This window comes from Rosistilla ulvae, assembly GCF_007741475.1.
GTDB lineage: Bacteria > Planctomycetota > Planctomycetia > Pirellulales > Pirellulaceae > Rosistilla > Rosistilla ulvae.
Genome location: NZ_CP036261.1, coordinates 6,503,509 through 6,528,151 on the forward strand (window position 1 = coordinate 6,503,509; position 24,643 = coordinate 6,528,151).

Below are 24,643 nucleotides of genomic sequence, written 5' to 3' on the forward strand. Positions count from 1 at the left end.
ACTTGATGCTGACAATAGAATAAGAGAAAGCCCTATTCTGCGTGGAGCATTTGTTTAAACGGGAGACCGCGACATGATCGTATCGAAAAATCGCTGGCGGTGGGTGACAGGCACAACCACAGTGGCCATCACCCTCTGGACCCTCAGCATGGTCAATTTGACAAGTCGCGCCGACGACGGTCAGTCCAAGTCGCCGGCATCCGCCGCTGAATCGAGCGACAGCAAATGGGGCCCCCACGCACCACCCTATACTCCTAAAACCAAGCGGGAACTCCGCAAAACACTGACGCGGATGCAATACAGCGTCACACAGCAGGCCGACACCGAACGGGCCTTCACAGGCCCCTATTGGGACAGCAAGCAGGATGGCATCTACACCTGCGTCGTCTGCGGGCTGCCACTGTTCGACTCTTCCACCAAGTTCAAATCGGGAACCGGCTGGCCCAGCTACTGGCAACCGATCCGCGAGGGGAACGTCGGCACCAAGACCGACTGGAAGATGCTGTATCCGCGAACCGAGGTTCACTGCAAACGCTGCAAGGCACACCTCGGACACGTCTTTAACGACGGCCCGCAACCAACGGGACTGCGGTTCTGCATGAATGGCGCGGCGTTGAAATTTCACGAGCGGAGCAGCCTGGAGGAAACGGCTGCTGAACCGCAACCGGATCGATAGCCGCCACCGAGGCGAACGCTACGAAAAGCGGGAGTCCAGACAGGCAAAGTTTGCCGCATGTGCAGGCCCATGCGTTGCAACTGATCCAGCTCGGGCGAGCGACCCGATGAGAACATTCGGGATCACAGGTGCAAGCGCACCCATTGATAGCGAGCGGGAGTGCTCGCATGCTTCGTTCGGAAAGGATTCTGAGAAATGGTTGTTCACCCGTTCACAAAAGCCGCCAGAAACTGCTGCCTGCTGGCAGCGGTTGTTACGTCGACCGCCGGTGCCGCCGGGCCTTTCCGAATGCTGGTCCAGGAGGCTCCCGAAACGAAAGCTCCGCTGAGCGCCGACGCAAAAGACCCAGCAGATCCGCTGCCCAAAGACCTTCGCACGAAGGCGGATCGGATCAAAAACGTGAAGGAACTGGCCGGAGATTCGATCTTCGGCGAACACCGCTTTCCCACGGTCGAAGGGAATCAATTGAAGCTGCCGTCACTGGTCGCTCCCACCACCCAGCAGACCGACATCGGCAACGGGCAGACCCCCAAAAACAAAGCGGATCTGGTGATGACCACCACCATCCCGCTGCCCGATGGGTATGACCGTGGAGGCAACTGGACGTATTCGAAGTACGACTGGCAAGCTGCCAACACCTTTTCGCATCCGCTGTACTTCCAGGACGCGATGCTTGAACGCAACGGACATGAGCTGAAATATGGCCTGCAACCGGCACTCTCGGCGGCACGCTTTTTCACGACCCTGCCCGCCTTGCCTTACCTGATGACGGTTCAACGCCCGTGCGAATACAACCACACTTTGGGTTACTACCGCCCTGGAACCCGGGCACCGAACCTGCTGCAACGCCCTCCCTACCAACGCGACGCGGTGCTAAACCAAGCCGCGTGGACAACCGGAGCGATCTTCTTGTTCCCGTAGGCCGGCGTCCAAAGTACCTGCAGGCTCAAACGCGACCGATTCGGTGCTGAATCCTACCGAATCGGTCGTTTCCAGCGTTGCTCAAACGCTCGCCAGAAGATAGCCTGGGAGGTTACGTAACGAAACATAATACTGCAGCCCTCGGATTTTGAGCCATGTTTTACATCCTCTTTCTGATCGCCACTGCGACACGTCTGATGCCGCACCCGCCAAACCTCGTTTGCGTTGGCGCGATCGGCTTATTTGCAGGGTGTTATTTACGTGGCCGATCGGCATGGCTGCTTCCGATCGGAGCGATGTTGGCAAGCGATGTGATCGGACACGTCTTCCGCCTGCCCGGCATGGGCTTCTACAACCCAGCCGTCTTCTGCATGGTCTACGCGGGAATCGCCGCGTCGGCGTTGATCGGCCGAGGACTAGCAAAAAACCGCACAGCAGCCCGGATCGGCGGCGCGGCAGTCGCCAGCTCGATCGTCTTCTTCCTGGCCAGCAACCTTGGCGTATGGTTCGCCGGTCAATATCCGCCGACCGCAGCGGGGCTGATCGCCTGCTACACGATGGCGATCCCCTTCCTGACAAACACCCTGATTGGAAATCTGCTCTATTCGGCCGTCCTGTTTGGAACGTACGAATTCTCGCAATCCCAGTGGCCAGCGCGACTGACCCGCTTGGTCAGCACGCAGCCAGCACTGCAACCGGTATTTGCTCGCAAGTATTGAGCGTCAAATGCCAATACTGAATTAGTCCCCTGAGTCGCTGCGGCGCGCGACCGATCAACGATTCCACCGGCAGTTCGACTTGCAGGCTGCAAGTTACGGCAAATCGGTTCCGAATCGCCGTTGCAAAACGGCGCAAGATCGGTACACTTAGGGGCCAGAATCAAAACGTGACAGAACAATTTGATAATAATGGAATCGCTAGCGACGGAGTCAATGCGCTAGCAATTGATTGACGCGGCCGGAGCCTTCGATGGCTGTAGCGACCTGATTCGACCGGTGCCCATCAAGCAAATTCCGCCGTTAAATTCATGTAGGCCCCAATGACAATTACGATAGAACGAAAAGCAGAACTGATTGAAGAGCACAAGCACTCCGCAGGCGACAACGGGTCGTCGGAAGTGCAAATTGCGATTCTCACCGAACGGATTAACGGCCTAACCGACCACATGCGGACGCATAAAAAAGATTATGCCAGCCGCCGTGGCCTGCTGGGCTTGGTCAGCCGACGCCGTCGGCTGCTGGATTATCTACGGAACACCGATCCACAGCGATACATCGAGATCATCGCACGCCTCGGCATCCGAAAATAACAAGCGACTCGCCTTCTTTTTGCGGTCGCTTCGACGGCCCCAAGGGAAGGGGCCGTCCTGTCGGTGAACATGCGCCAGCAACTGGGCTGGCGCTGTCTTCTCATCGATTCTCTTTGTCCACTCTGTCATTCTTGTCACAGGGTGTATCGACATCGACCGGTCGTCGCTCTCCCGTTCCTCGTACTGCGTCCCAAGGGGCTCAGCACGTCTTTCCAACCATTCTGTTCGCACGGGAACGCGGCAACATTTAGAAGACCGAGCATAAAGTGAACAGACAAAACAGAAGTAATTTGTAGGCTTAACGAGAAGGAAGAGAAGAAAGTGAATAAATTTCGAGTTGAAAAGAAGATTGGCAAAAACACCCTGATCCTTGAAACAGGGCAATTGGCAAAACAAGCTGCGGGCTGCGTTACCATCCAATACGGCGAGACCGTCGTCTTGACCGCTGCAGCAACTAGCGCACCGCGCCCCGGTTTGGACTTCTTCCCGCTGACATGCGATTATCGCGAGCGGATGGCTGCGGCCGGTAAGTTCCCAGGCGGCTTCCTCAAACGAGAGGGACGCCCGACCATGAAAGAAACCCTGACCGCGCGATTGACCGATCGCCCGATCCGCCCGCTGTGGCCAAAGGGCTACAAGGAAGAGGTTCAAGTTCAATCGTTTGTCCTTAGCAGCGATGGCCAAAATGATGGCGACGTGCTGGCGATGAACGGTGCAGGTTGTGCGCTGTTGATCAGCCCACTGCCATTCCAAGGCCCCGTCGCTTCGGTTCGTGTTGGCAAGATCGACGGCGAACTGGTCGCCTTCCCAACCGTTGACGACCTCGACGAAAGCGAACTGGACCTGATCGTCAGCGGCACCCAAGACGCCGTCACGATGATCGAAGGCTTCGCTCAAGAGATGCCCGAAGACGAGATGGTCGACGCGATCCTCTTCGCACACGGCGTAATCCGCGAGATCATCGCACTTCAAAAAGAACTCTACGATCTGGTCAAGCCAGAGAAGATCGAATACACGCCGCCAGAAGACGACGGCCTGTTCGATCGCCTGAAGAGCGCTTATTACCAAGAATTCAAGTCGCTCAAGCAAACCGCTGGCAAGCAAGACCGCGCCGAAGCGTGCAAGGCACTCAAGGAACGGGCCAAGGCTGAGATCATCCCTGATCCCAATGCCGAAGGCGCTGTTTGCCCGAACCGCTTCTCGCACGAATGGCACGAACTCGATTCGCTGATCGTCCGCGAATTGATCCTCGCCGGCACCCGTCCCGACGGACGCGACCACACCAGCCTGCGTCCGATCTACTGCGAAACCGACCTGCTGCCACGCACCCACGGTTCTTCGCTGTTCCAACGCGGTGAAACTCAAGCGTTGATCACCATCACCCTTGGAACGAAGCGCGACGAACAACGCGTCGACGGACTGCACGACGAATTCAGCAAGAAATTCATGCTGGATTACAACTTCCCATCGTTCTCGGTCGGCGAATGCCGCCCGATCCGTGGCCCTGGACGTCGCGAAATCGGCCACGGTGCTCTGGCTGAACGCAGCATCGCACCGGTACTGCCCGATGCGGACACGTTCCCCTACACGATCCGCGTAATCAGCGACATCCTGGAAAGCAACGGATCGAGCTCGATGGCTTCGGTCTGCGGTGCCACCCTAGGCCTGATGGCGGCTGGTGTCCCAATCACCAACCCCGTCGCTGGCATCTCGGTCGGTCTGGTTAAAGAGAACGACAAGTGGGTCCTGATCACCGACATCCTGGGCGACGAAGATCACTTCGGCGACATGGACTTCAAGATCTCGGGAACACAAAACGGTATCACCGGCATCCAATTGGATCTGAAGATCTGGGGCATCAGCGAAGACATCATTCGCGCCACCCTGAAGCAATCGCGCGAAGCTCGCATCGAGATCCTTCGCAAGATGCTGACGACGATCTCTCGCCCTCGCCGCGAGATCGCAGCCACCGCACCACGCCTGCTGCGTACGAAGATCGAACCTTCGAAGATCGGCATGCTGATCGGCCCTGGCGGCAAGAACATCCGCGGCATCCAAGAATCGACCGGAACCGTCGTGGAAGTGGACGACGAAGGCAACGTCTTGGTCGCCAGCGACAACCTGGAATCGGCACAAGAAGCGATGAAGTTGATCGAAGCTTGCACCGCGACCGTTCAGATCGGCAAGATCTACGACGGTACGGTCAGCAGCATCAAGGACTTCGGTGCGTTTGTTGAAATCCTGCCCGGACGCGACGGACTGGTTCACATCAGCGAATTGTCCAGCGGATTCATCAGCGCGATCGACAGCGTCGTTAAGGTTGGCGACCCGATGAAGGTCTTGGTCATCGACATCGACGAACACGACCGCGTCAAACTGAGCCGTCGTCAAGCGATCGACGAACTGGGCATCGAAGACGAGATGGCTTCGGCCGTCGAAGAAGGTGGAGAAGACCGTGGCGGCAGCCGCGAAGGTGGCGACGACGATCGCCCTCGCTCGCGTGGACGTCGCAGCGGCGGCGGTGGTGGCGGCGGCCGTGGTCGCGGCCCACGCCGGGACTAAACTCCCCAACCAGCCTTCATGCTTGAAAGCTGAAAAACTTGAAACTGCATACCGCCACCTGAATTCAGGTGGCGGTTTTTTATTGCCCCCCCCAAGGCGGCAACAGCACGCTGCAACCACCCCCTCCCCAACTCGCCACGTCGGACCAGCAAGCAACGACTACTACGGAGCCGCAGCACCGGCTAAGATGGTGCGCATGCCACCTCCACATTGAAGGCAAGTTTGGCTTCGCACGCGGCCCCACCTTGGACGCAAATAATCACCAGCCATCGAAAAACATCGCTAGCGCGGTTAGCACCGTCGAACAGCTGTGCCAGCGGTTTACCCAACATTGGCAGGCCGGAGAAACGGTTCCAGAAATCGATGCATTCGTACGCGAAGTGCCAGCCGGCGATTCCTCGCTACGAGCGATGACGATTCTCGAATTGGTCTGCATCGACCTGCAACACCGCTGGCAAGCGGCGGCCGAAAAAGCGGTCCCCGCCGATGACTGGGGTAAGCTCGGCAGACGCCCTACAGCCGACGATTACGCCAAACGCTTCCTCGACCAACAGAACCCCCAAGCACCGCTAAAGTGGATTGAAGCGGAATATCACGCAAGATCGGAGACAGGTGACGCCGAGAGCCTCGCCAACCTACTGAACCGGTATCCCGAACGCCCTGCAGTCACCAACCGATTGTCGGCACTGCACGCCAACCACTCGCCAGCCGACACGCTGCCCGGCACTCGCGCGGGAACGTTTCGCCCGACCGCCAACACGCCCCCATGCCCCAATTGCGGACTCGAAAACGCACCCTCAGCTCTTGGGGATTCGGCCGACTTGCGATGCGTCGGCTGCAATACGCGTCTACGCTTCATCACACAACAGATCGATTTAACGGCACCCTTCCAGTCGAATCGGTTTCAATTTCGCAAGAAGCTTGGCAACGGAAGCTTTGGCGTCGTCTGGAAAGCACTCGATCTACAATTGAAGCGTTTGGTGGCGATCAAGTTTCCCCACCAGTCCACCGTCAACGATGCGATTCGCGAGCGATTCCTCCGAGAGTCCCAGGCAGTTGCGAAGCTTCACCACGAAGGAATCGTTTCGGTCTACGACGTCTGCGTGATGGAGAACAATCTCCCCGTCATCGTTTCAGAATATATCGATGGACAAAACCTGGCGGAGCTGATCGCCCAAGAAAAGATGCAGGGGATTCGGAAGTCGGCACAAGCTGGCGTGGCGATAGCCGACGCGCTGCTGCATGCCCACAACCAAGGAATCGTCCATCGCGATCTCAAGCCAGCAAACATCTTGGTCGACACAACAGGCAACCCCCATATCACTGATTTCGGCCTGGCCAAAAACCACCAGAACAAAGTCACGATGACCTGCGATGGCGACGTGCTGGGCACCGCTGCCTACATGTCGCCCGAACAGGCCCGAGGCGAAGGAAGCACAGCCGATCTACGCAGCGATCTATACGCCCTGGGGGTGATCTTGTTCGAAATGGTAACCGGCGAGCGACCGTTCCGTGGCACGATCCAAATGCTGCTGCACCAAGTCATTCACGACCAACATCCCTCGCCACGACAACTCAATTCGTCGGTACCAATCGATCTCGAAACGATCATCATGAAATGCCTGGAGAAAAAACCAGAGAACCGCTATCGATCGGCGAGCGAATTGCGTGACGACCTGAAACGCTTCCTGAACTACGAACCGATCCACGCAACCCCGCCGACAGCGATCGATCGTCTGATGCGATGGTACCCGTCACACGCAACCCAGATGCTGGGGACTTACTTTATCATCGCGCCACTGACATGGGTCTTCTTCATCACCGGCGGCCTGTGGGACGCCAACCGCACCGAATCGCTGACACTTTCATCCCCCGCGTTCCTGCCCTGGGCGATCGCATGGATCGTCGTCGGCAGCTACATCCTGAAGAACAGCCGCGTGGCCGAAGCGATCAGCGGCTGCTTTCTGATCGGCTTCATGGCGCTCCCCTTTTTCATCGACGACAACTCACAATCGATCACGCTGATCTGCCTGATCTCGTTCTTCGGCACCCTGCTCCACACCGGATCACTGATCAGCCGCTGGCTTCGCCGCGATTCGATGGCAGAATAACACCTCCAACCACAAACACTCCATCGCACCGAAAGCTGCTGCTGCCACCGCGGCCAAGTGCACGAGATCCAGCGTCCCCCCTCAAACCTCCGTGAGCCAGAAGCGCTCTGCGGCTAAAGCCACACCCGAATGTGGAACTTGCAAACAGAGGAGCTTGACACCAAACGGCAAAGATTACGTTAGGGTTTGCGGCGGAGCGCCACGACACGTCGCTTCGCCCACCGCCAGCATGGCCCAGCGGACCATGCCTCAAAACCACGCTGCGACAGCAGACAAGCGACGTCACACGGATCGGCGCGCTACGGCAGCAACGTCTTGATCAAGAAGTCGCCCGCCGCTTGATCGGACTCTTTGCCTGTCGCGAGCTGCGCGCCGAACTCCGCAGCTGTCGCGCGGTACGCGGCCAACACCGGATCGAACAGCACCTTGCCCTCGGCGTCCGACAGCGAACTCTTTTTGCCATCGACCGGATTGGCCAACAGCAGAGGTCGTGGCGCACAGAGTGCAGCCAGCTGAGAAACATCGGCCACCTTGAGAAGGTTCGGGGCATAAACCCACATCGGTTGCGGCAGCGGATCGGCAATCGCATCGACGAAACTACCGATCGTCCACTGTGTCGCCACGGCATCGATCTCATCGGAAAGGGCGGCGGCGAGCATCGCGATCAGACCGGTACTTCCACGACCGTAAACGGCGACCTTGTCAAATTCTTCCTGCCCCGAAAGCGTACGGGCAGTGGAGATCACATCCCACGCCTGTTGAGCCAACAGCGGACGTCCGAGCACGATCGCGTCGCTGGCACACTGATTCGGATTGACCTTCCCTTCTCCCAGCGACCGCACGTCGAGCGCCAAAACGGCGATCGGTTGGTCGAGCAAACGTCCCACCGTCTCCGACTTCATCGCGGCCTGCTTGCCACCGGCGTCGAGAACGATCACCAACGGCAGCGGCCCTTGGGCATCTTCGGGCTGGATCAACAGAGCCGGAACTTCCAGATCGCGTTCGGTTCGAATCGAGAGTCGCTTGACGCTGCGCCCTTCCCAATCAAACGCTCCGTGATCGGCCGGAGCCGATTCGAATTCGACCGGCTTGCCACCCAAGGTCTCCCAGAGCTTGCCGCGTAGGTCTTTCGCCCAAGCAGCATATTCGTCGGCGTCGCTCGGCACGTCTGCATAACCTTGCACCAATCGGTCCGCTTCTTCACGCACCAGATCGACGTAGGTCTTCGCATCGGCCGGCAATTTGCCGTCCTTAAAAACATACAGATCCTTCGAACTTCGGTCTTCCAACGGAATCTCCGGTTCGGCAACGGGAGATCCATCGCCACGGCCCTGCAGAAAACGATTGAACCAGCCATACCCTGCCTCGCGCAGCGGCTTCGACCAGCCGTGACCAGCCGGTGCTTCGCTCAACGCTACTTGGTCGGCCGAATCGTAGAGACCATAAATCTGTTGAGCACGACGAATCGTATCGCGAGTACCACCGATCGGGAAAATGGGATCCTTCTGGCCATTGCCCGCCATAAAGGGACGCGGCGCGGCGAGGCCAACAAACTGGAACTGCTCCATGTGCTGCGCGATCCCCGGCAGGTGGTTGCAGATGCAGTGATTGCCTCCATCTTTGATCCAAGCTTCATAAGAACACAGACAACAGAACGACGCTCCCGCAGCAAACCGACTCTCGACCGGCATCGCATACATCGTGTTCAGTCCGCCGCCGGAATTCCCCGCGATTCCAATCCGCTTCGGATCGACATCCGCACGCGTCTCCAAATAGTCGACCGACCGGATGCTGTCCCACAACATGTAACGCAGGTTGGTGTGCCCAACCAGCATCGCAGGGTAGCTGACCGCGTGCCCGTTGCCCCGCAACCTTCGCTCTCCTTGCCCAACCGGGTCATAAGCCAACACCACGTATCCCTGCCGGACCAATCCCAGCTGGGCGGTGCGGTAGAGATCGTAATTCTTCCCCTCTTCCATCGCATGCCCCGCGGTCACAACGATTGCCGGCATCGGCTCTTCGATACCCTTGGGAACATATAGATTCGCCGTCACATAAAAGCCGGGAAAGCTTTGAAAGGCGAGGTTCTCGATCGTGTAGCCATCCCGATCGGCTCGCCCCGTCACCTGAACGTTCAGCGGCGTCTTCTCGGGCCACGGCAACAAACCGATCGCATCTCGCAACTCATTCGCAAGCGGCTCTTTTGCGTTTTCCCAAGCCTGCTTTCCCGCGGGATCGACATGCTGCCGACTGATCTCCACACAGGCGTCGATATTAAATCGCAACGCACTAGCACTGCTGGGCAAACCGTCTTGATAGACGTTCCACGGATCGGGTTCGGCGGCGAGCGCCGAGCCTGTGATAGCGGCGCTGACGAGAAGCGCCATCGCGATGGCTGACTGCAAGAATTTCATGGTGCAATTTCTCTTAGGGTAGGGCAGGTGTAATGGGGGGATGGAAGCTTGAAGCGTCTTGCCGGAAGCAAAACAAAAAAATGAATCGCTCAGCCTCACAGCGAGCGATTCAGCAAAGTTTAATGAGCGAGCGAACACGCGGAAAACGGAAGCGATCAGAACTTGTCGACCATCTGCTTCGCGGTCGCTTTGATCTTCGCAACGTTTCCGCGGGGAATCGCCATCAACGTTTCGTAATCGGCCAACAGCTCATCGGCCTTGGCGGGATCGGTCGCACGGACCGCATCCAAGCGATCCTGCAGCCCTTCGATCGAACTGTTAAGCGTGCCGGTGGAAGCGATATCTTGAAGCACTGCCTTGGCCAACTCCACCGGTCCGGGTGGTTCCACCGGAACTCCGGCTTCGCGTCCATCGCAGCCAACCAACGCGCCAACCAACAAGCTACAAACAATCAATCGAGCCAACATCGACTCCGCTCCTGAAAACCAAGATAGAACTAAAAGAAATGATGCGAAACACAGCTTCGGGCTATGGAAGCGCCACGACTTCTCCACCGTCGCGCGACCCCAGACCGTGATACAGCTGAAGCTCAACCGTTTCGGTCATAAACCGCACCGAGGCGTCGGCCAGCGTGTGCATCGCTCCGCCCGGATGGCGGCTTCGCGAAGGGTAGACGCCACTGCTGTCTCCCGCCCCGCAAGTTGCACACGTCATACAGCTTGGGTATTTCCAGTTTGGCGGGGCCAAGGTATTGAAGACAGTGTAGATGTAGACGGGGCGGCCCCAACGATAGCCGTAGTAGCTGGTGTGATTGTTGCTTCCCGCCTCGCAGGCTTGACCATATGCGGCCATTTCCCCGTCGGTAATCGGCCCCTGTGCCGTCGACTCGTTGGCGGCCGTCCATGGTTGAGCGCGAACCAGGTCGGCCTTCTTGCGATACAAGGAGTCATCCCCGTCTCCCGAGAGATGCTCACCCAGCATGATCGTATTGGAAGTTCCATCGATGATCCTCGCCATCTTTGTCGGGACATCCATTCCAAACACGCCATTGCGTCGCGATTCGGCAACCGTCCATCCGATATTCGACCCTGCGCAAACCGCATAGCTCGATCCACCACGCACCGTCGAACTTGGGAACGGCAGATTGGAAGGACAGGTGAACGCATCCATCGGCATGCCAGCGACCAAGCCATCGACAGCCGAAGTGATCGGCAGATAGAAATCGCGTGAAGTTGTTTTAATCAGGTCGTAGACAGCCGTCTGCTCGATGTAAGGGAGCAGCGGGATCATCGGACCGTAGCCTTGAAAATCGAGAGCCGACGGGTTGCCCGCCTTCTGCCGATACGCCGGGAAGGTCCTGTAGGTGTCGTGATAGTTGTGCAGCGCCAGCCCTAACTGCTTCATGTTGTTCGAGCATTGCATCCGCCGCGCCGACTCGCGTGCAGCCTGAACCGCCGGCAGCAACAGACCGACCAAAATCCCGATAATCGCGATAACAACAAGAAGTTCCACCAGAGTGAAACCTCGCTTCGGACGAAGTACTCTCATATTGATTGCTCCAGAACACGGGATACCAACACCACATGCGACATCCGGCTCATCGAGCCGACAAACAACACGCTTCGCTGGTAGAAGGAAGGATGACGGCCGGCCCGAATTGAGCATTCGTTCCACCGACCGCTAGGTAGGAACAATCGAGTTTACTGCCCTCCAACCTAAAGTCAACGCCTAGCCAAACGCTTGATTTGCGAAGCAAAACGCCCCGGCACGACCTCACGTTACGCAACAGACAAAAACGCCCCGCACAACCGCACCCCGTCACGGAATTGGCAACACGAAAGTCACATCAAAAACAAGCCCTACGCAAACACTCCACTTTCACGGCGTCTCGATTCACCCATCGTGAAGAACATCGAACTCGACCACCAAACAGCCAACTCTCGCCGGCGCCAACCGGCGAAAGAGACGCGAGATCCGACGATGCCATCGAGCCAGCCGATGGCATAAAAAATGCGATGCCTAGCTCGCAAACTGCCAGGCAAACCAGTAATCAATATTCGCCAACAATCTCTCCGCCGTTCACCGTACCCAGGGCGGCCCACGTGTGCACATCGATCGTTTCGGAAAGGAAGTGCGTGCTTCCATCAGCGAACACCAACTGTGCTCCACCAGGATGCAAGCTGCTGATGGTCCATGCGTAATCCTGGTTCAACAAATAGTCGGGAGCTGCCCAGACGGTTCGATAGACTCGGGCCAGAACCCGAGCCGCCTCGGCGTCGTAGGCACCGATCCACATCGAACCATTGGGGGTTCCCTTGGTCGTCTTTTCGCCAATCATGATCGTGCTACTGGTACCATCGGTGAAATCGCGAAACCGTCGCTGGAGTGTCGCGTAATCGCCTGTCGAAGGGAGTGCTCCAGGCTGATCGGTGCAGGTCGTGTCGGTGGGAGAAGCAAAATGACAAGCCGAGCGAGTGCCGACATAATTCGAGGTGGCATAGTTGCCCATCTCGGTGTTGAACTCTCCCATGATGTCCGAGGGGCACAGGTAGCCCGCGATCGAGACCTTCGCATCGATCAGCGCCACGTTTGCCTCGGCCGGCGAACCCGATGTGATGCCGTGCCAGTAGCCGTTGGTTGAATTCGCATCGAACGCACCATGGCTGTCCATCTGATCGTGAAGCGGAGTTTGCTCCATGTATGGGAGAAGCAGCGCGCCCCAACCAAGCCGACTGTGGGCCATGAAGCCTGGCGGAAATCGGAGCATCGTATCGTGGTAGTTCTGCAACGCGAGCCCCATCTGTTTCAAGTTGTTAGAGCACTGCATCCGACGCGCAGCTTCCCGAGCGGCTTGAACGGCGGGCAACAACAACCCGACGAGAATTCCAATGATCGCAATCACAACCAACAGTTCGACAAGCGTAAAGCCCTTGCGGCTTGGCACGAATCGTTTCATTCCATCATTTCCTTCTACTTGAAAAATCAAAAGACAATCACACCCAACACATCTTCACAGGTGCGCAATGCGCAGGCGGAACCCTACGCTTAATACACGGTGAACGTTTTAGCTGCCCGACACCAAGGCGGCGGTACGGGCGGAGGACCGTTTTCTTGAAGGAGACGGCGGGGCGCCGTCAGAGGTCAAATCGAAATCGACCTGATTGGAGCCCGAATCGATCTGCGTCTGAAGCTCTGTCTCGCTGTTGTAGCGTGCCGGAAGCTGATGGCCTGCCGATTCAGGATTCCCACCTGTCGTGATCCGAACCACATGACTTCCCACATGGGCACCGGCGCGATCAAACGTAAACTTCAGCTCATAACTTCCCGCTTCATCGGTCCGCCCCGACGACGAACGGCCCGATTCGGGAGTCAGAGTCACCAGCGCGCCCGAGAGGGGCTGGCCATCCAGAGTGACCGTTCCGGTGACGGCGCCTAATACAGGGCCACCTTCAGAACATCCAGGACAGCAAAATGCCAGAATGGCAACAAACATCGACAACCCGTAACGGGCGTGTGGAACGGTGCGCATACGAAACCCCGAGGAGGAGGGAGGAGAGGTGGAACATTTTCGCAGGGGGGTTGGGGGGGGAAATTCATGCTAAGCAGGACACAGATGTATGTCAACCTGATGTCTTCAGAATGCTAGCATTCGCCGCCCGACAGGACGTTGGCCGCAAGAGAGAGCCCATATTTTCCCGGCCGCCTGCAGCGGTACAGCAACGCCCACCGAAGAGCCCAGCAATTTGCGCAGCCCAGACAGCGTGCCTGGTTTGATTTCAAGCGAGAATGCCGTGAGGTCCGACGGCCAATCGATTTGTAGCCGACGCAGATACCAGCTTCCAAACGGTCCGACCGTTGCCCCTACGCAACAAACGACGGGATTCGCGAAAGAGGCACGACAGCACTGCGGTGGTATCGTTGTTGCGCCGTTCGAATCCGGTGGCGTTCGCTGCGCTCAAACCACCGGCTACCATCTGCGACCGCGGTGCGGTCGTGGCGACGATCCGATTAGCGTTTCAGACGAACGATTTGCTCAGCAAGATAGTGAGGTGTGGCACTCTCGGAACGCGGGTCGACCCGACCGACGATCCCGACCTCTTTGTTAAGCATCCGACGCGCATTGATCCCCGCCGCAGGGGAGAGGTAGGCAATTGTCTGACCGTCGCGATCGGTCAACGCAAACGGCGGGGCGTCTGGGCGAGCGGAAAAGACTTGCACCAACCAGCCTTGCCGATCGTAACGAACCGGGGCGGACGCTCGCGGCGCGGCAGCGACTGCCGGGGCCTGGGGCGGGGCAGACGCTGGAGCGGACTGGACCATTGGCTGTTCGCTGTGGCGACTGGCGATTTCTTGATACTGGTCGATCCGATCGACCAGCAACCGAGCGCGGCCTCGATCGACCGGATCGCTTGCCGTTTGAATCAACGATTCGACTTGGGTTCGCAACGCCTGGGCCTGCTGCACCGAACCCTCCGATGCCATCAAGCGAGCAAGTTCCATCTGCATCTGCTGCAACTGGCTCGATGCGGCACGGGGGCGATCGCTGGGAAAGGTTGCCGAAGCTTGCAAATTTTGGTTTGTTGGTCGATCGCGTGGCGGCGCCGACCGCAACGCTTGAGTCCAAGACGAACCCTCCTCCTGCACCATCGCGGCCCCCGATTCCTGGGCCTCCATGTCTTGCATCCGAACGTTGTCGGCAACACTCATCCGGCTCTGAAAATGACTCTGTGGCTCGACTTCGGCATGGCCAACCTGAGTGACCGGAACGTCTTCCCCCAGGATGCTTCCACCAACCGTTGCCACCTGCTGCTGTGCCGCTTGCACATTAAACGGGGCTGGCGGTGGATCTTCGACGCGTGGCGTATCGGCCGATTCGCCAGCTGGTTGACGCACCACCGCAGCCACTTGATTGTTCTTACGATCCAACTGCAATTGAGCCATCGCCTCGCGACTCTTGACGATTTGGCTGTCGTGGATCCAGCGAAACTCTCCCGGTGGCGGAACGATCCGCAGCCAAGTCTCTTGATCGCCGGACTCCGTTTCGCGACTGCTGTTGCCGATCAACGCAACCGTTTCACCGACTTGGAACTGGACCTGCCAACGGTACTTGCGAGCACGCCCCAGATTGGTCCCGATCCACGCGACCGCATCGGGATCGGTGATCGTCCCCGTCGTCCCATCGGCATCGATCTCCACCTGATCCGCTGGCACCCAGCAGAAACTCGTCTCCGGTGGCCGGATCCCCAACCAACCATCGTCGGTCTCCAAATAAACCTCCAACGCTTCGCCCTCGATCAACCGATCGGTTCGATAGTGCTCGCCCGATGGTCCGCAGCGGGCGTAGCTGCCAGCTTCGCTGACATACACGGTGTAGGGTTCATCGACCGGACCGGCGGCAAAGGCAGCCGAGGTGAGGATCGAAACTGTCGTCGATAGAATGGTGACGCAAAGTGTCCGCAGCATAAGAGATCTCCTTGATGCTGCGTATTACAGAATCTACCCCGGGAGGAACAACCCCGATCGGCGCGGGATCTCCCTCCACTCCCCCCAACAATTCGCCCCACCCAATAAAAAACGCTGCAAAGCCAATAACAGCATTTGCAGCGTCGATGAAACAATGGGCCCAAATCGGGGCGCCGAATCCCTGGCGATAAGCCTAGAATCCAATCCGCAGCGACATGCCAGGACTACGGACCGAAACGCCACCATAAGGTGCAGCGTAAACGGGGACTGGTGCGTAGTAGCGTCGGACGGGTGGCGCGACGTAGTAGCTAGGGCGCGGAGCATAGTAGCTCGTGTATGGCGCACGATAGCTGTAGGAGTAAGCGGGTCGATAGGCGCGGACAACCGGCGCCGGTACATAATAGCCGCGGTACCCCATGCGATAGGGATAGCGAGCCATCGCCGTTGAACTGGCCGACAGAATTGCAACGGCCGCGATCAATAGTAAGAGCCGTTTGAACATTGTTTTCCCCTCAAGAATCGGTTTGCTGAAAGTTGTTTCTGTTTTAAAGTAAGCTCTGCTGACGAATTCGATCGCCGCGGCTAGCGTTGTGTCAGTTCCAATTTTACGCTTCCGCAAAGCGAGTTGGCGCGCCGAGTTGTGAATTCGCCAATTATTCTACAGACCGCCGCCATCGAGCGCGTCAATCGCTCGAAAAAAATGCGCCGACAACTCGGCGGTTCCAGCTCGCCTAGAAGACACTTAGCGGCCAAAGCCCTTTCGGCTCCGACAGTTCCCCCAGTTTTACCCCACACGCCTCAGCGACTCTCCCCACAAAAGCGAAGTCGAAGGATTGATATGAAACGGTTTTCTCTACGACACGGATTCACCTTAACCGAGGTGCTGGTGGTGATCGTCGCCGCAGCCGTTCTGCTGACCTTGGCCCTGCCGATGCTGCTGTCGATGCGCGAGAATTCGCGGCGGATGACCTGCGAGTACCGCCTGACTCAAATCGGCGTTGCGATGGCTGAATACCAACTGACCAACGAACACTATCCCGCCGGCACGATCGATTCGCAATCGCCAATTCAAAACGTCGCCGAGGGCTTTCATCAAAACTGGATCATCGCGTTGCTGGCCGACTTGGACCAACAGGCTCTCGCTGATCAGATCGATCCCGACGCAAGCGTCTACGCCGCCGCCAACGCGGCACCGCGCGAGACTCCCCTGTCAATCGTCCGCTGCCCCTCGGCTGCCAGCACCGCGCTGCCAACGACCAGCAACTATGCGGGCATCTATTCCTCGCAAGAAGTACCGATCGACGAACAGAACGACGGGATGCTTTTCTTGAACCGAGGGGTGATGCCCGAAGAGATCGACGGTGGACTGGAATACACGCTGTTCGTCGGTGAGAAGTTGAGCGATCCGGCCGAAGACCTGGGCTGGATGAGCGGTACGCGGGCGACGATCCGCAACGTCGACCATCCGCTGGGGGATGGATCGAACATCGACTCGATCCCGACCGATGCCAACGGCGAACCAAACCGACTGTGGGTCGGCGGGCTGGCGAGCCGGCACCCTGGGGGCGTCAACCTGCTGCTGGGAAGCGGCCGCGTGCGATTCTATTCGGCAAGCGGCGACCAAGAGGTGTTGCAGCAGATGGCGCGGCGATCGAAAGAGCTAGCCGAGACTGACGACACTGAGATCGCTGTCGAGACGAGCGAGTAAACACCGGATGGCTAATACGCCGCCTGATAAATCGACAACAGGTTCTCGGCGTTCACCGGAATCGGATTAAACGTTCCGGTCCACTGCTGCGTGGCATCTTCGGCCAATTGAGGCAGGGCATCGCGTGGGATCTCCAATTCGCTGAGCTTTGTCTTCAGCCCCGCCTTGCCAACCAGTTCGGTCACCCGCTGGGCGATCTGCTGTGGCGCATCGTGCTGGCTCTCGCCGGGATCGATTTCCGCCAGCAGTTCCGCATAGAGTTCGGGATAGTCGCGGCCGTTAAAAAGGACGACGTGGGGCAACATCAGGCCGACGGCTTGGCCGTGCGTGATGCCAAAGCGGGCAGTCAGCGGGTTTGCAGTGGCGTGCGCCGCACCAAGCATCGAGGTTTCGATCGCGATCCCGGCCAGGCATGCACCAAATTGCATCTCACCGCGGGCTTCGAGGTCGTCGCCGACTTCCAACACCCGCGCCAGATTGCCGGCGATCATGCGGAAGGCTTGGCGGCTGAAGGTCGAAGAGACGGCGTTGCGTCGCGTCGTGACATGGGTCTCCAACGCGTGCGACAAGGCGTCGATTCCGGTCAGCGCCGTGACCGCGTAGGGCTGCGTTAGCGTCAGCGCCGGATCCAATAACGCCACCGCACAGGCGGCTCGCGGATCGCCGCAAGCCATTTTCACATGGGTCTCCGCATCGCTGATCAATGCAAACGACTGCGCCTCGCTGCCGGTCCCCGCAGTGGTCGGGACAGCGATCATCGGCAGCATGTCGGCTGTCGCTTTGCCAACGCCCCAATAATCTTTGATCTCGCCGCCACAGCTGTAGACGAAATTAATCCCTTTGGCACAGTCCATCGAGCTGCCGCCGCCGAGCCCCACGATCAGGTCAGGCTTAACCCGCCGGGCGACTTCGACCCCTGCATCGATAAATGCGGTTGTCGGGTTTTCGGTGAATTCATGAAACGAATGAACCACCAGACCGGCCGCTTCGAGCGATTGCAGGCCGGTACCGAAGTGCCCCGCTTTGACGACGCCGGGGTCCGAAACCACCAACACGGTCCTAGCGCCGAGTTCGACGGCAAGGGTTCCAAGTTGCTCGATCACGCCAGCGCCAAAGACGATCCGAGGGCGCAGCTGGAAGTCAAAAGGTTGCATCGGCAGGCGGGGATTTTAGGAGGGGAAATGATGACGCAGCGCGTCGCGTTTCATTTTTCAGACTACAGTAAATCTTACCGCCCGGGAAAGGTCAGGGAACCGGCTCCAGTTGCCGATGTAGGACATTGGGCGAATTCGATAAATGGTTCGACGGGAAGTCTAGGCTTTCGGGCGGAACCCTTTTTTGGTATTCTGCGAGGCTCAAAACAAGATCTGCTGAGCCGCAGGGCGCTCGCACTCGAATATATTCCGATCTCACCGCATCTTGAAACGAATCAAATCATGGCAAAACCACACCGAAAATTGAAGAAAGCGAACCACGGCAAGCGTCCCGCCAATGCAAAGGCTCGCAAAGCAAAACGTAAAAAGCTGCGTACCTAGTCGATAATCGACGCCCGTAGGTTCTCTTGCTCGTCCGTCTGCCAAACTCTTTCGAAAAGCGTATTTCCTTTGGCTGCCAAAGATCTCATTTTCAACCTGGCCGATCTCGATTTTGACGCACCGATTGGCGATATCGACGATATCTGCAAGGTCAATCCCCAACGACACGAGATGCTGCAATTGACAGCAATCGTCGGGGAAGACATGCAGCGAAATGCTTGCGCAGCTTACAAAGACCTCACCGAAGATGAGTTCTGGGTACGCGGGCACATGCCTGGCATGCCGCTGATGCCCGGCGTTGTGATGCTGGAAGCTGCCGCTCAATTGTGCAGCTACTTCACCCAGAAGCACGATCTGCTGGGAGCCGATATGGTCGGTTTCGGTGGCGTCGATGAAGTCCGCTTCCGCGACCCCGTCCTCCCCGGTGACCGCTTGGTGCTGATGTGCGAACTAACACGCATTCGCCGCGGCCGGATGATCGTTGCTCGCTTCCAAGGTGTCGTTCGCGGCGGCTTGGCTGTCGAAGGGATCATCAAGGGGATTCCGATCCCGATCAGCGCTCTGAAAGAGACGCTCGCGGCGCGCAGCAACAGCTAGCTCGCTCTCGGCAAATTCACTCTACCGCGCGCTGGCCATTTTCTTCCGCCGCGCGCTCGAAATCTCGCCGCTCTCGGTGGGATCTCTTTTCGGCCGCGTTAGCGTTGCCGCAATCCCGCCCCCGGTACTGGCTAACACTCGCCTCGCCGAGCGCTCTATCATGGATTGGTGACCGATCGCGGCGGCGACAGTAACCGCCCCGCCGATGCAAATCGCAAGTCATTGCCCCGCGGCGACTTGCCGCGCCGCAGATCGCTATTGGCCTGAGATTTGCATAGCCTGACTCTGTTCGCTGTGACGTTGCAGATTTGGCAGAATCTCATGTAAAAACGACACGGGGTTTACAATTCTACAAACGAATGAGGAGTAACATCCGATGGAAAGAATGTGGAAGGGTGTGTCATTTATATTGGGCAGCCTGTTGGTCGGGACGCTGTTGAGCGGCGTGTTGTTGAGCTTGCCATCGGGCTTGCAGTCCAACGTATTGGCTCAACGCGACATCAATCCGCAAAATTTGCAGACGGCAAACGACCTCTCCACCGCTTTTCGCCAGGTCGCCAATTCGATGCGGCCGAGCGTCGTCAGCATCAATTCGATGCAGAAGGCTCGCGTCGTCCGCGGCGGTACCCGCGGGATCCCCGACGGAATCTTGGAAGGCTTGCCGCCGGAGATCCGCGACCAACTGTTTGGCAACGGATTTGGTGACAGCGGATCGGCTCAGCCTCAAAAATCGGGAGTCGGTAGCGGGGTGATCATTCGCGCCGACGGCTACATCCTGACCAACAACCACGTCGTCGAAGGAGCGGATGCGTTGGAGGTCGAACTCTCCGACCGCCGCCGAATCGAAGCCACCATCGTCGGCACCGACCCGCAAACCGACTTGGCGGTGATCAAGATCGATGCCCCCAACCTCGAACCGGCGCCACTGGGCGATTCCGATGCGATGCAGGTTGGCGATTGGGTGTTGGCGATGGGCAGCCCCTTCGGTCTGGACCAAACCGTCACCGCTGGCATCATCAGCGCCAAGAACCGCGTTCAGGGAATCGTTGGTCAAGGCGAAGGCTTTGAAGATTTCTTGCAGACCGACGCGGCGATCAATCCCGGCAACAGCGGTGGCCCGCTGGTGAACCTGCGCGGCGAAGTGATCGGCATCAACACAGCGATCGCATCGCGCAGCGGCGGATACAACGGGATCGGGTTTACGATCCCCACCTCGCTGGCTCGCCCGATCGTCGACAGCTTGATCGAATCGGGTTCGGTTCGCCGCGGATTCCTGGGGGCCAAACTGGGACCGATCGATGAAAAGCGAATGGAACAACTGGGGCTGCCTAATATGGTGGGTGCCTACATCGACCAAGTGCTCGAGGGGCAACCGGCTCACCTCGGCGGCTTGCAACCTGGCGACGTGGTCGTCGAAGTCAACGGCCGCGAGATTCGCGACCTGCTGCAACTGCGGAACATCGTCGCGCTGACGCCTCCCAACGGGACGCTGAAGTTCAAAGTGATCCGCGCCTCTAAGCCGGTCATGCTAACGATCGTGTTGGGCGAACGAACCAACGCGGCGCTGGCGCGGTTCAATCCCGCCGGCGAACTTTGGGGAGCCGACTTGGAACCGCTGACCGAAGAGACAGCGCAGCAACTGGGAATGCGAAGCACAACCGGTTTGCTGGTCACCAACGTCACCGAGGATAGCGTCGCGGCAGCCTCTGGACTCGATGCGGGCGATGTGATCCTGCGTGCCAACGGGCAACCGATCGGCAGCATCGATCAACTGAAACAGACGATCGCTCAAGCCGAGCAGGCCGGGCGACCGTTGCAGTTGGTCGTCAAGCGAGGCAACAGCCGCGGATTGGTGACAATCCAATAGAGCGGCGACAACGCAGAGAATGATCGCTAGCCAGCGGGCAGCCGAAACCGGCTGTTCGTTGGCTTAATCGATCGTATGCCAAACGCCTCGCGGGCCGGCGTTAATGACGACCGAATCGCCGACGCGATCGGTCCGTTCCCAACTGTCGTGCACATGCCCGCAAACAACCAATCGCGGCTTGTTCGCTTCGATCGCTTGGCGGATCGTGGGGCTGCCGCGGTGCGTTCCCGAACCGTCGATATCGACGCAGTTCCACGGAGGCGAATGCGTCACCAAGACGTCCTGTTCCGCCATCGGTCGCAGCAGCTCAGCCGCCTCTTCTTCGCTGAAGTCGTAGCTCCAATCGCCGAAGGGAGTCGTTGGGATCCCGCCGCCGATACCGAAGAACGAGACTCCGGCTACGCTCGCCGCGGTGCCATGCAAAACGTGAGCTTGTGGCCAATCGCGACACGCCAGCGTCAACTCTTCGACCGATTCGCCGTTGCCGGGAACCAGGATCGCGGGACAGTCGGCGGTTTGTAGGATCTCGATCGTGTCGGCCAATCCTTTGCGTTTGATAGCAAAGTCCCCCGCACCGATCATAACGTCGGCGTCTTTGGCCAATTCAACCAACGCGGTGGCGGCGTCGCGATCGCGGTGCAGATCGCTGAACAGAAGTAATTTCATCGCGGTATCTCAATCGTTGCTAAGCGGGCAGGGGCTATTCACTTTTTCAAACTGAAGCGTCTCAGGAAACGGCAACCCGACGCGTAAGCGAGGAATTCAGACCGTGCCTTGCTTACGCGGCCTGTCGGTTCAGTCACAACCAGCTTCCTTGCATTAGCCGTTTGGGCGTTAGCCCCGGTTCAGTGGCAGCGGAACCGGGGCTAACGCCCAATCGGCTGATTAAACCAACGAGCCGTACGCGTCGGGTTACCAAGAGTGCCTAAACACAAACGGTGATTTGCCCCGGAAATACGGGCGTCTAATGTAGCGTAACAAGGCGTTACCGGCTACGATGAACATCCCCCCAAACAGCACAGCCCCCTCGCCATTCCTCCACAGCGGGAGCATGTCCACGATGTTGCCTTCCCACCCCCACCGTAGCAATCGGCTATCGCGTCGCCAACTGCTTCGCTTCGGTGCCGCTGGACTCTCCGCGTCGAGCCTGTTGCAGATCCGATCGTCGGCAGCCGCCACGAAAACGGAACAAGCTCCGCCAACAACAGCAACCACCAACGCGTTTGGCCGGGCGAAATCGTGTATCGTGCTGTTCGCCTGGGGCGGGATGAGCCACATCGATACGTTGGACGTGAAGCCCGACGCGTCGTCGGACATCCGCAGCATCTTCCATCCGATCGCGACTCGCACGCCGGGCTACTACGTTTCCGAACACCTGCCCAAAATTGCTCAACAGACGCACCGGATGGCGATCGTTCGCAGCGTGCATCACAACGCGCCGTCGCATCGTTCGGGAGCGTATTGGAATTTGACCGGGCACGAGCCCCCCAACCTCAGCGGCAACTGGGAAGCATCGCGCGACGACTGGCCCAGCCTGGGATCGATGGTCTGGGACGCCAAGAGCCAACAGCCCGGCAGCGACCTGGAACAGCGACTCTCCCGCGACGGTCTCTCGGGAGCCGTCTGTCTGCCCTATTCGATGTACGATGGTGGCCGCGCCAACGGCCAGGACGGCGGATTCCTGGGGATGCAACGCGACCCGATGATCATCAAGCCGCGCGAAGGGAAACCCTACGACGGTGTCAGCCCCAGTTCCGGCCACATCGACTTGGAACTCGTCGAAGGGCTCGACCGCGACCGCTTGTCGGCTCGCCGCAAACTGCTGTCGCAGATCGATACCAGCCGCGATTTGCAGTCGACCGAAGGGATGCAAGGAATGGCGCGGCACCAAACCCAAGCGCTCGACATGCTGTTGAGCGAACGGGTGCAGCGAACGTTCGATCTGAACAGCGAACCGGCGGCGGTTCGAGAACGCTACGGAATGCACGTCTGCGGGCAAAGCGTTCTGACGGCGAGGAAATTGACCGAGGCGGGAGTCCCACTGGTGACCGTCTACTGCAGCGCCGGCGACCTCAACGGCAGCGTTGGAGCCCATTGGGACACGCACGGCAATGGCTTCAACCGGCTCAAGAACCAGATGATTCCACCCTGGGATCAAGCTTCGGCGGCGCTGTTGGACGACCTGTCCGCCAGCGGTCGATTGGACGAAACCCTGGTTGTCTGGCTGACCGAATTTGGCCGCACCCCACGGGTCAATCCCGGCGGCGGTCGCGACCACTACCCGAACGTCTATTCGGTTGCATTTGCTGGCGCTGGCATCGCGGGGGGCTTGGTCTACGGCAAGAGCGACCGCAACGGAGCCGAACCGCTGGATCAGCCTTGCGGGCCGGCCGATCTGCACGCGACGATCTTTCATTCGCTGGGAATTTCCGACCACTTCACGCTCTACGACACATTGGGGCGTCCGCTGACTGCCTGCGACGGCCGGCCGCTGCCGCTGTTTGCTTGACCATTGGGCACTGACGCTACTTGAGGTGGCATCGCCTTGCGATACACTCAGTGGAAAGAATCTCTTTCCTGACCGCTCCCCAAGGACACCCGCGCAATGGGTCTTTACGATCGACCGTATTACCAGGACGAAGAACGCTCGCACCTGCCCCCCTCGCTAGCGACACAATCTTTTGCGATCGTGTTGATCGTTGTCAACGTCGCGGTATTTTTCGCCGACTTCATCTTCGGCGGTGAAGGTTTCGCGCTGCGGACGGCAATGGAAGTCACGCCGCAGACGATCGTCAAACCGTGGATGTGGTGGCAGTTCGTGACCTACGGGTTCGCCCACGGCAACATGAACCACATCCTGTTCAACATGATCGGGCTGTTCTTCTTCGGGCGGATCGTCGAACAGCGACTGGGGAAATTCGAATTCCTGCGGTTCTATCTGGTCGCGATCATCCTGGGCGGAATCGTCTGGTCGCTGCGAGCCAACCTGACCGGTTCGCCCGTCCCTGGCGTGATCGGCGCTTCGGGGGGCGTCATCGCCGTGACGATGCTGTTCATCTTCTGGTATCCGCAGACCGAGATCTATCTGATGATGGTTCTACCGGTGAAAGCCTGGATCGTCGGCGTGTTGATGATCGCCGGTAACCTGTTTGGCATGGGGTCCGAAACGACGGCCTTCGATGTCCATCTAGTCGGCATCGCCTTTGCCAGCGCCTACTTCTACTTTCACTGGAACCTCGGGATGCTCTCTCCCGCGTCGCTTTCCAAGCTGACCCAACGCAGCACGCGATTGAAATTGCACGACCCCGATCGCAAATCGCGTCAGGAGATTCGCGATGCCGACGAAGCGGAACGGATCCTGCAAAAGATCCACGAACATGGCGAAGAGAGCCTAACCAACGCCGAGCGAAAAGTGCTCGAACGCCACAGCCGCCACCTTCGCGACCGTCGCTAACGGCGACCGTTCTCGTCCGACAACAT

General features: G+C 58.6%; 21 protein-coding genes. 12 read left to right on the forward strand and 9 right to left on the reverse strand.

Translation table 11 applies throughout. The features are described from left to right. Positions 1-148 precede the first annotated feature (148 nt). The 6 genes from msrB to EC9_RS23185 all read left to right on the forward strand — a co-directional run bounded on the left by msrB (position 149) and on the right by EC9_RS23185 (position 7,579). Positions 149-676, forward strand: coding sequence for a peptide-methionine (R)-S-oxide reductase MsrB (msrB, locus tag EC9_RS23160; RefSeq protein WP_246105836.1), 528 nt, complete (start codon positions 149-151; stop codon positions 674-676). Positions 677-871: 195 nt separating this feature from the next. After that, on the forward strand, positions 872-1,597 hold the full coding sequence (locus EC9_RS23165) for a hypothetical protein (RefSeq protein WP_145348413.1): 726 nt from the start codon (positions 872-874) through the stop codon (positions 1,595-1,597). A 155-nt stretch (positions 1,598-1,752) separates the two neighbouring features. After that, entirely contained in the window at positions 1,753-2,316 is a 564-nt protein-coding gene (locus tag EC9_RS23170; RefSeq protein ID WP_145348414.1) for a DUF6580 family putative transport protein, read from the forward strand. A 320-nt stretch (positions 2,317-2,636) separates the two neighbouring features. Then, positions 2,637-2,906, forward strand: coding sequence for a 30S ribosomal protein S15 (gene rpsO / locus EC9_RS23175; RefSeq protein WP_145123630.1), 270 nt, complete (start codon positions 2,637-2,639; stop codon positions 2,904-2,906). A gap of 321 nt (positions 2,907-3,227) precedes the next feature. Further along, positions 3,228-5,468, forward strand: a complete 2,241-nt coding sequence (locus EC9_RS23180; protein WP_145348415.1) for a polyribonucleotide nucleotidyltransferase — start codon at positions 3,228-3,230, stop codon at positions 5,466-5,468. 245 nt (positions 5,469-5,713) lie between these two features. After that, positions 5,714-7,579 (forward strand): serine/threonine-protein kinase, encoded by a 1,866-nt coding sequence (locus EC9_RS23185; RefSeq protein WP_145348416.1) that lies wholly within the window; start codon positions 5,714-5,716, stop codon positions 7,577-7,579. A gap of 299 nt (positions 7,580-7,878) precedes the next feature. Here the strand turns inward: EC9_RS23185 and EC9_RS23190 are convergent, their stop codons facing one another. The 7 genes from EC9_RS23190 to EC9_RS23220 all read right to left on the reverse strand — a co-directional run bounded on the left by EC9_RS23190 (position 7,879) and on the right by EC9_RS23220 (position 15,958). Then, on the reverse strand, positions 7,879-9,993 hold the full coding sequence (locus EC9_RS23190) for an alpha/beta hydrolase family protein (RefSeq protein WP_145348417.1): 2,115 nt from the start codon (positions 9,991-9,993) through the stop codon (positions 7,879-7,881). A gap of 155 nt (positions 9,994-10,148) precedes the next feature. After that, a complete protein-coding gene (locus EC9_RS23195; RefSeq protein WP_145348418.1) occupies positions 10,149-10,460 on the reverse strand; it encodes a hypothetical protein in 312 nt (103 codons plus the stop codon). Positions 10,461-10,521: 61 nt separating this feature from the next. Then, complete coding sequence (locus tag EC9_RS23200; RefSeq protein ID WP_218934854.1) at positions 10,522-11,541, reverse strand: DUF1559 domain-containing protein; 1,020 nt, start codon at positions 11,539-11,541, stop codon at positions 10,522-10,524. Between the two features lie 502 nt (positions 11,542-12,043). Next, positions 12,044-12,949: a DUF1559 domain-containing protein gene (locus EC9_RS23205; protein ID WP_145348420.1), complete on the reverse strand. Its 906-nt coding sequence runs from the start codon at positions 12,947-12,949 to the stop codon at positions 12,044-12,046. A 108-nt stretch (positions 12,950-13,057) separates the two neighbouring features. Further along, complete coding sequence (locus EC9_RS23210) at positions 13,058-13,486, reverse strand: DUF4198 domain-containing protein (protein WP_145348421.1); 429 nt, start codon at positions 13,484-13,486, stop codon at positions 13,058-13,060. Positions 13,487-14,001: 515 nt separating this feature from the next. Further along, a complete protein-coding gene (locus tag EC9_RS23215) occupies positions 14,002-15,456 on the reverse strand; it encodes a hypothetical protein (protein ID WP_145348422.1) in 1,455 nt (484 codons plus the stop codon). A gap of 193 nt (positions 15,457-15,649) precedes the next feature. Further along, entirely contained in the window at positions 15,650-15,958 is a 309-nt protein-coding gene (locus tag EC9_RS23220) for a hypothetical protein (protein WP_145348423.1), read from the reverse strand. A 336-nt stretch (positions 15,959-16,294) separates the two neighbouring features. On the opposite strand from EC9_RS23220, the gene EC9_RS23225 reads away from it, so the two are divergent. Beyond that, positions 16,295-17,164: a DUF1559 family PulG-like putative transporter gene (locus EC9_RS23225; protein WP_218934374.1), complete on the forward strand. Its 870-nt coding sequence runs from the start codon at positions 16,295-16,297 to the stop codon at positions 17,162-17,164. 11 nt (positions 17,165-17,175) lie between these two features. On the opposite strand, the gene EC9_RS23230 is transcribed toward EC9_RS23225, so the two are convergent. Continuing rightward, positions 17,176-18,267: an iron-containing alcohol dehydrogenase gene (locus EC9_RS23230; protein WP_246105837.1), complete on the reverse strand. Its 1,092-nt coding sequence runs from the start codon at positions 18,265-18,267 to the stop codon at positions 17,176-17,178. Between the two features lie 333 nt (positions 18,268-18,600). Between EC9_RS23230 and EC9_RS27410 the strand changes: the two genes are divergently transcribed. The 3 genes from EC9_RS27410 to EC9_RS23245 all read left to right on the forward strand — a co-directional run bounded on the left by EC9_RS27410 (position 18,601) and on the right by EC9_RS23245 (position 21,163). After that, positions 18,601-18,699 carry a 50S ribosomal protein bL37 gene (locus EC9_RS27410; RefSeq protein WP_391556736.1) on the forward strand — a complete coding sequence of 33 codons (99 nt, stop codon included), beginning with the start codon at positions 18,601-18,603 and terminating at the stop codon, positions 18,697-18,699. Between the two features lie 69 nt (positions 18,700-18,768). Then, the gene (locus EC9_RS23240) at positions 18,769-19,296 is read left to right on the forward strand and encodes a 3-hydroxyacyl-ACP dehydratase FabZ family protein (RefSeq protein WP_145348427.1); all 528 of its coding nucleotides are present in this window, start codon (positions 18,769-18,771) and stop codon (positions 19,294-19,296) included. A gap of 376 nt (positions 19,297-19,672) precedes the next feature. Then, complete coding sequence (locus EC9_RS23245; protein ID WP_145348428.1) at positions 19,673-21,163, forward strand: Do family serine endopeptidase; 1,491 nt, start codon at positions 19,673-19,675, stop codon at positions 21,161-21,163. A gap of 63 nt (positions 21,164-21,226) precedes the next feature. Here EC9_RS23245 and EC9_RS23250 read toward each other — a convergent pair whose 3' ends face one another. Then, positions 21,227-21,829 (reverse strand): metallophosphoesterase family protein, encoded by a 603-nt coding sequence (locus tag EC9_RS23250; protein ID WP_145348429.1) that lies wholly within the window; start codon positions 21,827-21,829, stop codon positions 21,227-21,229. 394 nt (positions 21,830-22,223) lie between these two features. Here EC9_RS23250 and EC9_RS23255 point away from each other — a divergent pair, with 394 nt between their 5' ends. Next, positions 22,224-23,672: a DUF1501 domain-containing protein gene (locus EC9_RS23255; protein WP_218934375.1), complete on the forward strand. Its 1,449-nt coding sequence runs from the start codon at positions 22,224-22,226 to the stop codon at positions 23,670-23,672. Positions 23,673-23,768: 96 nt separating this feature from the next. Beyond that, positions 23,769-24,617, forward strand: a complete 849-nt coding sequence (locus EC9_RS23260) for a rhomboid family intramembrane serine protease (protein WP_145348431.1) — start codon at positions 23,769-23,771, stop codon at positions 24,615-24,617. The last annotated feature ends 26 nt before the right edge of the window (positions 24,618-24,643 follow it).